Source organism: Streptomyces sp. NPDC051018 (genome assembly GCF_044456085.1).
GTDB lineage: Bacteria > Actinomycetota > Actinomycetes > Streptomycetales > Streptomycetaceae > Streptomyces.
Map to the genome: position 1 here is coordinate 25,110 of NZ_JBITFN010000003.1, position 14,640 is coordinate 39,749.

Below are 14,640 nucleotides of genomic sequence, written 5' to 3' on the forward strand. Positions count from 1 at the left end.
TCGTCAGAGGGACTCGCGCGTCGCGGCAGGTCCTGGCGCTCCGATCTCCGTGTGTCTGACGTTGTGCCGTCCAATGGGAAGCATCAGGGGACGGCCGGAGACGGGGTCTTCGATGATGCGGCTGTCCAGACCGAACACCGCGCGGACGGTCTCTTCCGTCAGTACCTCGTTCGGCGGGCCGGCCGCGTGCAGCCGTTTCGACGCGAGGGCGACGATGTGGTCGGCGTACCGGGCGGCGAGGTTGAGGTCATGCAGGACCATGACGACGGTCGTCCCCCGCGCATGGTTCAGATCCGTCAGCAGGTCAAGAACCTCGACCTGGTGGCTCGCGTCAAGGAAGGTGGTGGGCTCGTCCAGCATCAGGATGTCCGTCTGCTGGGCGAGTGCCATCGCGATCCACACCCGCTGGCGCTGGCCCCCGGAGAGCTCGTCCACCGAGCGGTCGGCGAGCGGCATGGTGTCCGTCGCTTCCAGGGCCGCCGCGACGGCCTCGTCGTCCTCGTGCTTCCAGCGCGAGAACATCCGCTGGTGCGGATGACGCCCGCGGCCGACGAGGTCGGCCACGGTGATCCCCTCGGGTGCGACAGGCGACTGGGGCAGCAGCCCGAGCGTGCGGGCGAGTTCCTTGGCCGGCAGCCGGTGCACCTCCTTGCCGTCCAGCACGACACGGCCCTCGCGAGGTGCCAGCAGCCGGGACATGGAACGCAGGAGCGTCGACTTCCCACAGGCGTTCGCGCCGACGATCGCCGTGATCCGGCCGGGCGGTACAGCCAAGTCGAGGGATTCGACGACAGTACGGTCGCCGTAGCCGAGGGAGAGCCGTTCGGCCGCCAGAGAGTGGACTGTGGTCACAGGGAACCTCCCGTGCGGTTGGTGCGGATGATCAGATAGACGAGATAGGGCGCACCGAGTACACCGGTGACGACACCGACCGGGAAGCGGGTGTCGAAGGCGAACTGGCCTGTGAAGTCGGCGACCAGGACCAGCAGGGAACCGACCAGCCCCGCGGGGAGGAGCAGCGAACCGCTCGTCCCGGTGATCCTCGCCGCGATGGGCCCGGACAGGAATGCGACGAAGGCGATCGGCCCGGTGGCCGCCGTGGCGAACGCGATCAGCCCGACAGCGGCGACGATCACCGTGACACGGGTGCGTTCGACCCGGACGCCGAGGGCGGAGGCGGTGTCTTCCCCGAGTCGCATCGCCGACAGGTTCCGGGCCTGCGAAAGCAGTACGGGGCACAGCACGGCCAACGCCACCGCGGCGGGCGCGGTCTGGTCCCATGTGGCGCCGTTGAGGCTGCCGGTCAGCCAGCGCATCGCCTCCTGGAGATCCCATTCGGCGGCCTGGGACAGTACGTAGGCGACAACGCTGTCGAGCATCGCGGCTATGCCTATGCCGATGAGAATGAGCCTGGTGCCGACCACGCCGTCCTTGAAGGCCAGGGTATAGACGAGGAGGGCCACGGCCAGGGCGGCGGCGATCGCGATGACCGACACCTGTGTCTCGCCGAGGGACAGCATGACGATGGCGACGGCGGCCGCCGCGCTCGCGCCCGAACTGATGCCGATGACGTCGGGGCTGGCGAGCGGGTTGCGGAGCATGGTCTGGAAAGTGACGCCGGCCAGGCCGAAGCTGAAGCCCGCCACCACGGCCAGCACCGCTCGCGGCAGCCGCAGCCGCCCGACGGTGAACGACGCCCCCGGCACCTGCTCGCCGAGGATGACCCGGATCACGTCGTCGAGTGGATAGTACGTTTTGCCAGCCACGAGGCTTACGCCGAACATGACCACCACGAGCACGGCCAAGAGCAGCGCGACCGCTCGGTGGCGGAGCCTCCGGCGTACCCGGCCACGGGACACGGCCCCGGTGGCGGCGGGTCCCGGGGAGAGGACGACGGTGTTCACAGGGCACGCACCTTCTGTCTGCGGACGATCCAGATGAAGAGCGGCGCGCCGATCAGCGCGGTCACGATGCCCACGTCGATCTCGGCGGGCCGGGCCACGACCCGGCCGACCACATCGGCCGCCGTGAGCAGCGCTGCGCCCAGCAGTGCGGCGAAAGGCAGCAGCCAGCGGTGGTCCACACCGATCAGCAGGCGGCAGGCGTGCGGGACGACAAGACCGACGAAGGCGATCGGCCCGGCGACCGCGGTCCCCGCGCCGCACAGCACGACGGCACCGAGCGCGGCCGTGCCGCGGGCCACGGCGACCCGTTCGCCGAGCCCCGCCGCGATATCCTCCCCGAGGGCCAGTGAATTCAGTGCCTTTGCCGACAGCAGGCAGATCACCAACCCCACAGTGAGAAAGGGCAGCACCTGCCCGATGCGCTCGAAAGACGCGCCGCCCACCCCGCCGATCTGCCAGAGCCGGAAGCTCCCGGCGATGTCGTTGCGGGGCAGCACGACAGCGGTGACGAGAGACGCGAAGGCGGCGGAGGTCGCCGCCCCGGAGAGCACCAGTTTCAGGGGCGTGGCACCGCCTCGTCCGAGCGAGCCGACCCCGTACACGAACAGGGCCGACAGCGCCGCCCCCGCCATCGCGACCCAGATGTAGCCGGTCGGTGAGGAGAGCCCGAAGAACGCGACCGCCGTGACCACCGCGAGTGACGCGCCCATGTTGACGCCCAGAATGCCCGGATCGGCCAGCGGATTGCGCGTGACCCCCTGCATGACGGCGCCCGCGAGCCCCAACGCCGCGCCGATCAGCACCGCGAGCACGGTCCGGGGGATCCGTTTGACGGCAGCCGCCTGCTCCAGGGTCGTGTCCGCGCCACCGAGCGCGGCCCAGACGTCGGACCAGCCGACGGGCCGTGAGCCGAACGCGATGGAGGCCACCATGAGCGCGGCCAGCATCATGGCCAGCGCGAGGAGCCACAGCAGTTGGACACCCGCCGGACGCCGCACGGTGGTGGCGCCCGGCAGACGGCGGGGCTCCGCCGTCACTTGACCTTGTCCGCGGCCTTGGCGAGCGCGGCGGCGTAGTCGTCCAGCACCCACGAGATCGACAGCGGGGTCGGGTTGGCCGCAGTCGCCAGGGGTGAGCTGCCGGGCAGCAGGTACATCGAGTCCCGTTCGACCGCGGGGACCTTCGACAGCAGCGGGTCCTTGCGCAGCGTTTCGGCGAGCTCGCCCTTGTCGTCGCCGTAGCCGGTGATGACGTCGACGTCGTCGAACACGTCGATCTGTTCGGCGCTGCGGGTGAGTGCGAACTTGTCCGTGCCCTTCGACAACTCGGCGATACTGCCGGGCATCTTCATGCCGAGGTCCTCGAAGAACAGCGTCCGGGTGTCGTTCGCGGTGTAGAAGCCGACCTTGCTCACGTCGCCCGGGTCGACGTGAGTCATGAACATCGCCGACTTGCCCTTGAGCTGGGGGTACCTGGCGGCGATCCGACCGATCTCGCCCTCCAGGTCCTTCACCAGCTTCTCACCCTCGTCGGCGAGGCCGATGGCCTTGCTGTTCGTCCGCACGATCTCTCGCCACGGCGTCGCCCACGGCGCGTCGGGGTACGCCACCACGGGGGCTATCTCGCTGAGGGTGGCGTAGTCCTGCTTGGTCAGCCCGGAGTAGGCGGCGAGGATGACGTCCGGGTCGGAGTCGGCGACGGCCTCGAAGTCGATGCCGTCGTTTTCGTCGAACAGGACCGGTGTCTTCGCGCCCAGTTCGGTCAGTTTCTTCTCGACCCAGGGCAGCACCCCGTCTCCGTCGTCGTCACCGAAGTTGGCGGCGGCCATGCCGACGGGCACGACGCCGAGCGCCAGCGGCACCTCGTGATTGGCCCAGTTCACCGTGGCAACCCGCTTCGGCTTCTCGGCAATGGTCGTCTTGCCCAAGGCGTGCTCGACGGTGAGCGGGAACGTCGTCGAGGACGACGAGGGCCCCTTCGCGCTGTCGCCCTTGTTGTCCTTGCCGTCGTCCCCCGCGGAGGAGGAACCACCACAGGCCGAAACGGCCAGGAGAGCGACGGCAGCGGCAAGCAGCCGCAAACGATGTGAACGCATGAGCTTCCAACCCCACTGATCTGATGCCAAGTGCCGGTCCTCGCACGCCTGGATCCGGGATCCGTCGTGGAGTGTGCACTGCCCCGCACGCAAGAACTTAGGTAAGCCTTGCCTTTGCACTCTAGGATAAGGGTGATCCGTGTCGCAACCAGTCTTCTGGGACACCGGATGGAGCGACCGGGACATGTGTCCGCGAACGCGGGAGAACGGGAACGCCCTGGACACCGCCGGGAAGGCGACAGCTCAGGACGCCCGGAATCCGCCCGGGGTGAGCATTGCCGTCCGCCGGAAGGCCGTCCCGGACGAACGCGTTGACGAGGACCGAAGGCCCTGATCCCCTTCACGCCGCCGCGGACCCGGATCCGGGTGCCGGACGGCGGACGGCGGACGGCGGACGGCGACATTCTTCCCGACTCCCCCGCTTCCTCTGCCTGACGTATCGTTTCCTCAGGTCACAGGGGTTGCAGGAGGTTGCAGAAAATTCGGTCCCGCATGGAGTCGGAAGGGCCCCGCCGAGACGCTGAGGTCGCCTTTGATCGCGACGGCTCCGGTCGGCAGGGGTGAGGTGGTCTCGATCTGCTGGGCATTTGTTGCGAAAGCGCCCACCCAGGACGGCGAACACAAGACCGTGGTGGAGTGACTCATCACCCAGGCCTACGGCGGGCCGCTCCCCTGCATGGGGGGACACTGCACGATGAATCCGTCGCCGTCATCCTCAGCAGGCTCGATCCCGTCGGTCTGCACCTGGACGAACTCCTGGAAAGCCGACCAGGCCCGCGCGACGTCGTCGACCACGTCCGGGTCCAGCCCATGGCGTCGGAGGATCAACGCGAACAGCTCGGAACTGTTCCTCCCATGCGTGGCCATGCCGGATGCCAACTGATCATCGTCGGCTCCAGGATGGCACCCACCAACAGGTCGACAAAGGGCAGCGACAACGGGCAGTGCTCGGGTTCGTTGGATCTATCGCAGCAACATCCCGACCTGGGAACCAGCCATCGATGAACCTCCGGACTGCGGACAACCCCCGGGGTCGGCAAGACCCACATCGCCGTCGCTCGCGCGGTCGCGGCCGGCACCGCGGATGCAGGGAGCCACACCGGGCCCAGCAGAGTCCCTCCGCCGAACAGCCGTGACACGAATCGCCGGTGACGATGGAGCCCTGCGCTGCGGAGCGTGCCCGGCCACGGGGACGGCCCCCGAACCGGCGCTGCTCCCGGGCAGCCCGTCGGGGGCCGGGGGCTGTCCGGACAGGGGCGCGGCGAAAGGAACGCTATCGCTGCCGCGCGAGCCACTCGTCGAAGGTGGTCGGCGCGATACGGGCGCCCGCACCGGGCAGCAGCACATCACCGGCCATCGCCGAGCCGAACAGCGCTGACCATGTCGGCACGAGCTTGACGTTACGGCCACGCGCTTCGTAGGTACGCCGGGCCATGTCCACCAGGTCCTGCGGCTCGGGACCGGCGATCTCGCGGTAACGCCCCTGCGGTGCGCCTGTGGCGATCTCGGCGAGGATGTCGGCCACGTCCGCGGGTGCGATCGGCTGGACCAGCAGTGGCGCGACGGTGGCGGTGCCTTCCCGCTCGGTCCAGCTCGTCACCATCGCGGCGAAGTCGTGGAACTGGGTCGCCGGAACGATCGTCCACGGCGTCGGGCCCTCGGTCACGAGACGCTCCTGCTCCCGCTTGCCGGCGTAGTGCGCGTTGCCTTCGACACGGTCGGCGCCGGCGATCGAGAGCAGCACATGGTGGCGGACACCGGCCCGTTTCCCGGCGGCGAGCAGCGTCCGGGTGGTGGTGCCGAAGTACGTCACCGCTTCGTCCCGGTCGGTCGCCGTGCAGTTGGTGGCGTCCACGACGGCGTCGACGCCGGTCAGTGCGGGGGCGAGGCCGTCGCCGGTGGTCAGGTCCACGCCCAGGGAGCGGCTGATGCGCACGACGTGGTGTCCGGCTTGCTCCAGGGCGGCCACGGTGAGGGCCCCGATGTTCCCGGTTGCTCCGGCAACGGCGATTCGCAGGGTCCGCATGGCGATCTCTCCTCTGTCCCTCACGCTGCCGCCGGAGAATATCTCGGACTAAAAAGATCCGCAATATCTGAGATAAGATCGGGCCATGAAGCTGCCCGTGAGTACGGAATGGCTGCTGCACTGCGCCACATCGCTGGCCCAGCTCGAGGCGGGGGCCACCGCGTCGGCGGCCCAGCTCGCCCAGTACTTCGACCTGCCGGCGGCCTATCTCGCCAAGCAGCTGCAAGCGCTGGTCAAGGCCGGCGTGCTGACCGCGACGACGGGCCCGCGCGGCGGGTTCCGGCTGGCCCGCCCTGCTTCCGAGATCACCCTCCTGCACATCGTCGAGGCAGTCGACGGTGCGTCCTCGCCGTACGAGTGCCGCGAGATCCGCCAGCGGGGACGGGGAGCACTGCCCACCGAGGAGTGCCGGAACCCCTGCATCCTCGCCGAGAAGATGGCCGAAGCCCACGAAGCCTGGCGGCGCAGCCTCGCCGCGACCTCGCTCGACGAAATCATCACCGCACTCCCCCCATCGGCCCCGTCCCGCACCCGCCTGCGCCTGACCGGGGCGCCGTAGACCATCCGCCACCCCAGCCGACGTCCCGAAGGCCGCGCGGACAGGCGGCTGTTCGGGCCCGGCTTCAGGGGCGCGCGCCCCAGACGCAGGTGGTCCACGCTCGGCGGATCAGGCTCCGCCCACAGCACCCCCGCCCGCGCGGCCAACCACCGCCAACCACCCCAACCACGACGAGAACGGCACTCCACCGCCTGCGCGCCGTACACGGACAACGGACGGCGTACTCTCGCGCCCAGCCCTGATGATCAGCCGGCCGCACGGGCACGAACGGGGCCTGTGCGGGGCCGGATCCATGACCGGAGAAAGGCGTGGGCACAGACCGAACGGCAGCTCCGGATGGCCGGCGATCCCAACGGGCAGCAGAGTCGTCAGCCGCGGTTGGTCAGAGCATTCCGGCGTGATATCACACCGGAGGACGCCGGGGCGCCGACGCGGAGGGGAATTCAGGTGGAAGGCGCAAGGAAGCGGCATCCTCCCAGGCCCAAAGGGCAGTCCACGGAGCAGGGAGAAGCTCTATGACAAGCCGTCGCATGCCGGCCGCGTTCTATCTTTCCGTGGGCGACCGACCTCCCAAGAGAGGCCGTTTGGAGAGTCTGTCGGACTGCCTCGGCATCACCGACCGGATGGTCGAACCGTGGGGTCCTGACGGGACGGATCTGGTAGCCGGCCGGTGGGCGGGGATCATCTGCGAGTCGGTTCTGCTCCCGCTCACACACTACGACGCCCTGATGATCACCTTCCGGTTCGAGACACTTGAGGCGATGACGGATTCAACGTCAGGCGACGCTCTTTTCGAGGACGGAGCGATCACCCTTGTCCACGCTTTCCGTGATGCCTGCACCGAACTCTCGCCCGCCTCCGCCTTCATCTCCACCCATCCGTGGACGGACCCCGAATGGATCGTCACCCACCAGGAGGAGAGAGTCGTGAACGGATCTGTCACCGAACTGCTCGCACAGCAGATCGGAGCCCTCTATCTCAATCCGGCGGACACGAGGCACCTGCACGAGGCCGGTCCCCACCCCGAGGGGGACGTACTGACCTGGGACCACGGGGCGATCGTCTTCCGCGGACGGGGACGAAGCCGCTGGTACGGCTGAGCGGCACCGACAGCGGCCTCCTCTCCGACGCTCCGATCACCGTGTCCGCGGTCCCGCACCGCCCTGGCACGAAGGCAGCCGTGGGAGCCGTCCAAGGAGTCATCCAGTCCAGCAGGCCGGCGCGCCGGCGGATCGGGCCAGGTTCCCGGCTTGATGAAGCGGGACTCCGGCCCGTACTTCGGCGGCCAGGCGTTCCTCCCTGTCAGCGGCATCACGCGGTCGGGGTGTGAGCGAGGGCGGCGGCGTGAAGGCGCACGGCGAGGTGCCGGGTGGACCCGTGGTGGAGCTGGGATGCCCGGTGGGGTTCGAGGGACGGATCCGGACGTTGGCCGCCCTCACCGGCGGCCGGATGCGGCTGGCCCCGGACGGGCATCCGACCCCATCACCACAGGTCAGGGGTGCGACCCGGCTGGGGAGCGAGGCGGTGGATGCGGACGCGCGAGGGCCCGGAGTCCACGATCAAGGCTTCCTTGCGTCTGCGGGAGAACGCCCTTTGACCCGTAATTCGAACAGGTGATCTAATCTGGCTATGGCACGTCACACCTTCCCCACCGACCTCCTGGAAACCCAGACCGCCTGGTACACCACCTACCGGGACCTCGCCGGCGCCGCCGCACCCAGCGGAGCCGCCGTGCTGCGCCGAAGGCTCCTGGGCCTGTCCGCGCGTATCGCCGCCCACCCCTACTGGGACACCCCCGCCGGAACCCCCGCCGCCCGCGTCGCCCTCAAGGAGACCGCCCGCGCCCTCGCCGACCACCGCCCCGGCCCCGCGGAACGGCAGGCAGGCTGACCACGCCGCCGCCCGGCCCCGGGATGCCCGCGGATCTGGTCAAAGGCAGGCGGGACCGGCGATGCCGCGTCGGCAGGCACGGTTCATTCGCCCGCGGTGTCCTCGGCCTCCCAGCGCAGCAGATCGCCCGGCTGGCACTTGAGCACCTCGCACAGCGCGGCGAGCGTGGCGAAGCGCACCGCCTTGGCGCGACCGTTCTTGAGCACCGCCAGGTTGGCGGGCGTGATCCCCACGCGGTCCGCGAGCTCGCCCACGGACATCTTCCGCCTGGCCAGCATCACATCGATGTCGACGGCGATCGGCATCAGATCACCTCGCCCAACTCGGCCTGCATCTGCGCCGCTTCGATGTCGCGCGCGACGGCCTGGGCAAGCAGCATCCGCAGTACGAGCACGATGAGCGCGACCCCCAGGATGGCCACGCCGACCCCGCCCATGATGACGGTGACGCCCGGGTCGTCCCGCTGGCCCGGCGCATTGATGACCGTGACCGCGAACCACACGAGGGCAGCCGCCACGATCGCACCGATCACGCCGTCCACGTACCGGAAGGCCGCGTGGGAGAACACGGTTCCGCGTCGCACCATCGTCACCAGCCGCCATACACAGACCAGGGCGACCTGGACCGACACCATGCCCAGGATCATGATCACGCGTAGCGCGGTCAGCGGGAGCGACCCGTCCTCCGGGTCGCTCCCGCTGGCCAATGTCCACACCATCAATGCCTGCACGAACACTGTGCCGATGAGCACCACCACGAGCACGGCGCGCAGCGCACGCACGGTCAGCTTTCCCATGACTCACCCTTCCATCGAATCGCAATGGAAATCTATCGAGATTCGATAGATGGAGCAAGGGCTGGACCGGAGAACGGGGAACGGTTTCGCACCACGGCGGGACACGATGCGGGCGGTCGCCGGGTGCGGCGAGGGTGATCCGGTGCCGGTGCCGGTGCCGATCCCGCTGCCGCGAACGCAATCGGGTGTGCTGTCAGGGGATACGGCCGACCTTCGGGACGATCACGGTCATCATGTCGGCTTCTGGCTGGTACTGGATGCGCCAGTCGCCGACGGAGAGCCGCCGGCAAGCAGAGCCACCCGGTTGCCGGGCGCCCGGTGGGCGTGGAGTGCTGCTCGCGGTGCGCGGCCGCCACCCCGGGAGCCGAAACCGTGACCACAGCCCAGGCCACAGTCCCCCAGCCCTCCGTACGCGCGATCCGGCCGGAGAGGGCACCTGGTGGCCGGTATCACGAGCAACCCGCCCGAGGGGCGGGGCCGTTTCCGGGCAGGTCGGACGCGGGGCGGAAGGTGACGGCGGCGCATCGGCGGCATCCGGGGGTACGGAGGGAGTTTCCGTCGCGGGCCTATGTGCCGATGTGACCTTCTGTCATGCTGTCGTCGGTAAGGGCGACGGCGGAACGAGGAAGCCGGTGTGAATCCGGTGCGGTCCCGCCACTGTGATCGGCGAGCGGATCCCGAACAGACCACTGCCCCCTGTGGGTGGGAAGGCCGGGACGAGCACTGACCCGAGAGCCAGGAGACTCACGCGGTCGCCTCCTCGAAGCAACTGGGGCGGATTTCCCCGGAGAGGAGAGTCTGTCGGGATGCCCGCAGAGAGGAAGCCTGCCGTCGCGGTTCTGCGGCGGTCCGTGCTGTGCCGGGACTGCCGTCGCGACAGGCCCCAGGGTGACCGGGCTCGATCACGGAGGGCAGCCCGCGCGTCTCACCGAGCCCGCCCCGGTGCGGGCCTTCGGCCCGCGGCGATATGTGCGAGCGCGCTGATGCCGTTGTCGTACGACCCTCGTTCGGAGGATGTGCCGCACGGGGCCGATCAGCCCGGTGCGGGCTCGGCTGTGCCACCCGCGCGGCGCGGGCCATCGCCGCTTGTGTCCGGGGCGGATGGCCGGGCGTCGCCGCGCCACCGCGCTTGCTCGGCCCGGTCGATTCCACCGCGCCCCGGCGCACCAGGCCGGGTCCGCTCTCCGGCGCTGTCCGCCTCTGACGCCCCGCTGTCTTGAGGCGTCTGACTCCTTCCTTCCGGCGAGCCTCCTGATTCCGCCCTGTCTCCGGACCGCTCGGCACCCTCCTGCGGCGAGAGGAATCCCTCCATGAAGGGCAAGCGCCCGATATCCCTGCTGTCGGCGATGGCCGCGGCCCTGCTGATGGCCGGCTGCGGCGGCGCGGTGGGCCCGGACAGTGCCCCGGCGGGGGGCTCCGCCGCCGGGGGGTTCCCGGTCACCCTGTCCAACTGCGGTGTGAAGACGACCTATGAGCACCCCCCGCGGCGCGCGGTGTCGCTGAACCAGCACGCCACCGAGGTCATGCTGGCGCTGGGGCTTCAGGAGTCGATGGTGGGCACCGCCTATCTCGACGACCGGGTCCTGCCGCAGTACCGGGAGGCGTATGAGGGGATCAAGGTTCTGGCGAAGGAGTATCCCTCGTTCGAGACGCTGCTGGCCGCGGAACCGGACTTCGCCTACGGCGGTTTCGGGGACACCTTCGACCAGCAGGAGGGGCGCGGTCGCGGTGCGCTCGCCAAGGCGGGCGTCAGCTCCTATCTGAACATCGAGGAGTGTCCGTCCGGGCCGGTGACGATGACCACGATGGACCAGGAGATCCGGAACGTGGCGAGGATCTTCGGGGTTGCGGACCGGGGGGAGCGCGAGCTGGGGAAGCTTCACCGCGCGCTGGACGGGGTCGAGGGCAGACTCGCCGGTGTCACGCCGGTGAAGGTCTTCGTGTACGACAGCGGCGACAAGACCGCTTTCACCGCGGGCGGCGGGGGCGTCGGCAACGAGATGATCAGACGGGCCGGCGGGGTCAACCTCTTCGGTGACCTGGACAAGTCGTTCGGTGACGTGTCGTTCGAGCAGGTGGCGGAGCGCGCGCCCGAGGTGATCGTCATCTACGACTACGGTGACATGCCGGCCGAGGACAAGAAGCGGTTTCTGCTGTCCAACCCGGCACTCAAGGACACGCCCGCTGTCCGGAACAAGCGGTTCGCGGTGCTGCCGCTCTCGTCCACGGTGCTGGGTGTCCGGGTGCCGTCCGGTGTGGAGTCCCTGGCGCGCCAGTTGCACCCGGAACGCTTCCGGTGACCCGCGCCACCGGCACCACAGGGGTGCCGGAGACCCGGGGAACGTCCGTGAGGGCCGATGGAGCATATGAGCCGATCGGGGCGGCCGGTGTCACGGCTGTCCGCCGTCCCGGGATCCCCTACCCGATCGTGCTCGTGGTGTTGATCGTGCTGCTGGTGGCCGCGGCCACGTTCGGGATCGCGGTCGGCTCCGTCGGTGTCCCGGCCGATCAGGTCTGGGGCATCCTGCTGCACCGGGTCCATCCGGCGCTGGCCGAGCCGGACTGGACACCGGTCCGCGAGACCATCGTCGTCGACGTCCGGCTGCCCCGGGTGCTGCTGGCCGGTGTCGTGGGTGCGGGCCTGGCGGTGTGCGGCATGGCGCTGCAGGCGCTGGTGCGCAATCCCCTCGCGGACCCGATGCTGCTGGGGGTGTCGTCCGGCGCCTCGGTCGGAGCGGTGCTGGTCGTGGTGTTTCATGTCGCCGCGTTCGGTGTGTTCTCCCTGCCGGTTGCCGCGTTCCTCGGTGCTCTGGCCGCCCTCGTCGCCGTCTACTTCCTGGCCCGGTCCGGTGGGCGGATGACGACCGTGCGGCTGGTGCTGGCGGGCGTGGCCACGGCGGAGGTGCTGTCCGCGCTCGCCAGTTTCCTGGTCGTCACCTCCAGCGACCCGCACAAGACGCAGTCGGCGCTGCGCTGGATGCTCGGCGGACTGGCGGGCACGACCTGGACGGTGGTGTGGGTTCCCGTCGGTGCTGTTCTGCTCGGCACGGCCGTGCTTCTCGGCGTCTGCCGCACCCTGAATCTGCTGCTCGCGGGTGAGGAGGCGGCCGTGGCGCTCGGCCTGGACGTGCACCGGTTCCGTGCCGCGCTGTTCACCCTGGTCGCCCTCATGATCGGCACCATGGTCGCGGTGAGCGGCCAGATCGGATTCGTCGGACTGATCATGCCGCACATGGTGCGACTGGTGGTCGGCGCCGACCACCGCCGTGCGCTGCCCGCCGCGGCGCTGCTCGGGGCGGCTTTCCTCATCGCCGCGGATCTCGCGGCCCGTACGATCATGAGCCCGGAGGAGATTCCCGTGGGCATCCTCACGGCCCTGGTCGGCGGCCCCTTCTTTCTGTGGCTGATGCGGCGGAGGCAGGCATGACGCATATGGCCGTGGCCGCGGCGGCGCCGGGCACGCTGACCGTGGAGAACGTGTCGGTGGCCGTGGGCGGGCGGGCGCTGGTGGACCGGGTGTCACTGCGGGTGGCGCCCGGCGAGGTGGTGGGGCTCGCCGGTCCCAACGGCGCGGGCAAGTCGACCCTGTTGCGCACGGTCTACCGGGCGCTGCGTCCCACCTCGGGGCGGGTGCTGCTGGACGGCGAGGACGTCCGGCGCATGTCCGGCAGGAGTCTGGCGCGGCGGCTGGCCGCCGTCCTCCAGGAATCCGCCGGGGAGTTCGAGCTCTCGGTGTACGAGGTGGTGGCGATGGGTCGCACTCCGCACAAGCGGGCCTTCGAGGGCGACGGGGCCGGTGACCGCGGTGTCATCATGAGCGCGCTGGGCGACCTCGGCGCCGCGGACCTGGTGCACGCTCCCTTCAGCCGGCTGTCCGGTGGTGAGAAGCAGCGGGTGCTCATCGCCCGGGCGCTGGCCCAGCGCGCGGGGACGATGGTGCTGGACGAGCCGACCAACCATCTGGACCTTCGCCATCAGCTCGACACCCTGCGTCTTGTGCGGGGGCTGGGCGTCACGGCGGTCGTCGCTCTCCACGACCTCAATCTGGCGGCGGCGTTCTGTGACCGTATCTGTGTCATGGCGCACGGCCGTGTGGTGGCCACCGGGCCCCCCGGGGCGGTCCTCACAACGGAGCTTCTGGCCGAGGTCTACCAGGTCGATGCGGACGTCGTACGGCACCCCAGGACCGGGATTCCGCATATCGCCCTGGTTTCCGGCGATCCCTTCGGAAGGGGTGATCCACCAGCCTGACGCATTCCGGCGCCGCGCCTGCATCCGACGCTTTGTTCCACGGCAAGGAGGTTTCCTCGCCGTGCCCGGGGCTCGTTTTTCTGCCTGCCCGGAAATCCCTGATCCGCGCACCCCAGTTCTTTGCGCAACGGACCCGAAAAGAAGGGGGAGTCGATATGGACGCCCTGAGGAACGCCCCGGCACCGATGTGTCGCCGCCGCCCTGGAGGAGGCCGCAGCGGCCGGCGCGTTCTTCATGATCGAACGGGGAGACTCGGACGAGGGGTGGCACCCGGTCGAAGACGCGTACGCCGCCGGATGCTCGGATCTGATCGCGGCGACGTGCGACCGCTACGGCGTCCGCGAACCGCGCGTCGGGGCCTCCATCGTGCAGCTCGGGCACGCCGCACGCCTCTGGTCCCCGGTGCTGGCCTGCGCCGTCATCCGCGGGATCGTCCCCGATCTGCACGGGCTGCACCGCGCCGACAGCGGCCCGGCGCTCAGGCTGCCCTCGTCCCCGACCGGCTGGTACGCGGACGGCGTACCGGCCCTCACACAGGCGCTGTACGAGGTGGTGGTCGTCCGGCAGCTGGATGCGCTGGCCGCCGGTCTGCGTGTCAAGGTGGCCCCCCGGTTGCTGGCCGGGAACGCGGCATCGGCACTGGCCGAGGCCGGGCGCGCGGTCCTGGCGGTGCGACCGGACCTCCGCGCGTCTCTCACCGGCCTCGTCGGGGACCTGCTGGAAACAGGCCGTCTGGCCGGTTCGGGGAATATCACCGCCCGGATCTCACCTTTCTCCGCCGCAGCTGCTGCCTTTACTACCGCGCGCCGTCGGGGGAGAAATGCGGGGACTGCGCGCTCGCGGGGTGAATTCCCGTAATCCCTGTCTGGAAAGAGTGTTGAGAATGACAGCCCGCCCATCTACCTTGTTATTGCAAATCTCTTGCAAGTGCACAGGATGTGCAGCAGAGCGGGCGTGTCCTGTGCCGGTCTGAGGAGGACGCACATGGCGCACCACGGCTGGGCCGAACCCGAGGAGCCCCGGAACGGGCTCAAGTCCCACACCCCTGCGGTAGACGCACCGTTCGAGTGGCGTGAGGACGAGGCGCCCGAGCAGAACGAGGACTGAACAGTGCGGCGG

15 protein-coding genes, 1 pseudogene and 1 riboswitch are annotated in these 14,640 nt (G+C 69.7%); of the genes and pseudogenes, 8 read left to right on the forward strand and 8 right to left on the reverse strand.

Translation table 11 applies throughout. The features are described 5' to 3' along the window. Nucleotides 1-3: 3 nt before the first annotated feature. From ACIBCM_RS06490 to ACIBCM_RS06515, 6 genes are all read right to left on the reverse strand, one after another. Nucleotides 4-852: an ABC transporter ATP-binding protein gene (locus tag ACIBCM_RS06490; RefSeq protein ID WP_399240829.1), complete on the reverse strand. Its 849-nt coding sequence runs from the start codon at nucleotides 850-852 to the stop codon at nucleotides 4-6. After that, on the reverse strand, nucleotides 849-1,859 hold the full coding sequence (locus ACIBCM_RS06495) for a FecCD family ABC transporter permease (RefSeq protein ID WP_399241260.1): 1,011 nt from the start codon (nucleotides 1,857-1,859) through the stop codon (nucleotides 849-851). Before ACIBCM_RS06495 ends, ACIBCM_RS06490 begins: the two co-directional genes overlap by 4 nt. Before the next feature lie 41 nt (nucleotides 1,860-1,900). Next, nucleotides 1,901-2,854: a FecCD family ABC transporter permease gene (locus ACIBCM_RS06500; RefSeq protein WP_399241261.1), complete on the reverse strand. Its 954-nt coding sequence runs from the start codon at nucleotides 2,852-2,854 to the stop codon at nucleotides 1,901-1,903. 83 nt (nucleotides 2,855-2,937) lie between these two features. Continuing rightward, on the reverse strand, nucleotides 2,938-3,999 hold the full coding sequence (locus tag ACIBCM_RS06505; protein WP_399240830.1) for an iron-siderophore ABC transporter substrate-binding protein: 1,062 nt from the start codon (nucleotides 3,997-3,999) through the stop codon (nucleotides 2,938-2,940). A 654-nt stretch (nucleotides 4,000-4,653) separates the two neighbouring features. Next, nucleotides 4,654-4,878, reverse strand: a complete 225-nt coding sequence (locus ACIBCM_RS06510; protein ID WP_399240831.1) for a hypothetical protein — start codon at nucleotides 4,876-4,878, stop codon at nucleotides 4,654-4,656. Nucleotides 4,879-5,272: 394 nt separating this feature from the next. Next, nucleotides 5,273-6,025 carry an SDR family oxidoreductase gene (locus ACIBCM_RS06515; RefSeq protein WP_399240832.1) on the reverse strand — a complete coding sequence of 251 codons (753 nt, stop codon included), beginning with the start codon at nucleotides 6,023-6,025 and terminating at the stop codon, nucleotides 5,273-5,275. 85 nt (nucleotides 6,026-6,110) lie between these two features. Between ACIBCM_RS06515 and ACIBCM_RS06520 the strand changes: the two genes are divergently transcribed. From ACIBCM_RS06520 to ACIBCM_RS06530, 3 genes are all read left to right on the forward strand, one after another. Further along, nucleotides 6,111-6,584: an RrF2 family transcriptional regulator gene (locus ACIBCM_RS06520; RefSeq protein ID WP_399240833.1), complete on the forward strand. Its 474-nt coding sequence runs from the start codon at nucleotides 6,111-6,113 to the stop codon at nucleotides 6,582-6,584. A 584-nt stretch (nucleotides 6,585-7,168) separates the two neighbouring features. Next, the gene (locus tag ACIBCM_RS06525; protein WP_399240834.1) at nucleotides 7,169-7,684 is read left to right on the forward strand and encodes a hypothetical protein; all 516 of its coding nucleotides are present in this window, start codon (nucleotides 7,169-7,171) and stop codon (nucleotides 7,682-7,684) included. A gap of 529 nt (nucleotides 7,685-8,213) precedes the next feature. Then, nucleotides 8,214-8,474: a hypothetical protein gene (locus ACIBCM_RS06530; RefSeq protein ID WP_399240835.1), complete on the forward strand. Its 261-nt coding sequence runs from the start codon at nucleotides 8,214-8,216 to the stop codon at nucleotides 8,472-8,474. Nucleotides 8,475-8,557: 83 nt separating this feature from the next. Here ACIBCM_RS06530 and ACIBCM_RS06535 read toward each other — a convergent pair whose 3' ends face one another. After that, nucleotides 8,558-8,779, reverse strand: coding sequence for a helix-turn-helix transcriptional regulator (locus ACIBCM_RS06535; RefSeq protein WP_054237256.1), 222 nt, complete (start codon nucleotides 8,777-8,779; stop codon nucleotides 8,558-8,560). After that, nucleotides 8,779-9,270, reverse strand: a complete 492-nt coding sequence (locus tag ACIBCM_RS06540) for a DUF2975 domain-containing protein (protein WP_399240836.1) — start codon at nucleotides 9,268-9,270, stop codon at nucleotides 8,779-8,781. Before ACIBCM_RS06540 ends, ACIBCM_RS06535 begins: the two co-directional genes overlap by 1 nt. Nucleotides 9,271-9,847: 577 nt before the next feature. Beyond that, a riboswitch (cobalamin riboswitch) is annotated at nucleotides 9,848-10,037 on the forward strand. Between the two features lie 543 nt (nucleotides 10,038-10,580). On the opposite strand from ACIBCM_RS06540, the gene ACIBCM_RS06545 reads away from it, so the two are divergent. From ACIBCM_RS06545 to ACIBCM_RS06565, 5 genes and pseudogenes are all read left to right on the forward strand, one after another. Continuing rightward, the gene (locus ACIBCM_RS06545; RefSeq protein ID WP_399240837.1) at nucleotides 10,581-11,570 is read left to right on the forward strand and encodes an ABC transporter substrate-binding protein; all 990 of its coding nucleotides are present in this window, start codon (nucleotides 10,581-10,583) and stop codon (nucleotides 11,568-11,570) included. 47 nt (nucleotides 11,571-11,617) lie between these two features. After that, entirely contained in the window at nucleotides 11,618-12,697 is a 1,080-nt protein-coding gene (locus tag ACIBCM_RS06550) for a FecCD family ABC transporter permease (RefSeq protein WP_399240838.1), read from the forward strand. Beyond that, nucleotides 12,694-13,521, forward strand: coding sequence for an ABC transporter ATP-binding protein (locus tag ACIBCM_RS06555; protein WP_399240839.1), 828 nt, complete (start codon nucleotides 12,694-12,696; stop codon nucleotides 13,519-13,521). Before ACIBCM_RS06550 ends, ACIBCM_RS06555 begins: the two co-directional genes overlap by 4 nt. 234 nt (nucleotides 13,522-13,755) lie before the next feature. Continuing rightward, nucleotides 13,756-14,369, forward strand: a pseudogene (locus tag ACIBCM_RS06560) ((2Fe-2S)-binding protein). Nucleotides 14,370-14,505: 136 nt separating this feature from the next. Next, nucleotides 14,506-14,628, forward strand: a complete 123-nt coding sequence (locus tag ACIBCM_RS06565) for a hypothetical protein (protein ID WP_399240840.1) — start codon at nucleotides 14,506-14,508, stop codon at nucleotides 14,626-14,628. Nucleotides 14,629-14,640: the final 12 nt, after the last annotated feature.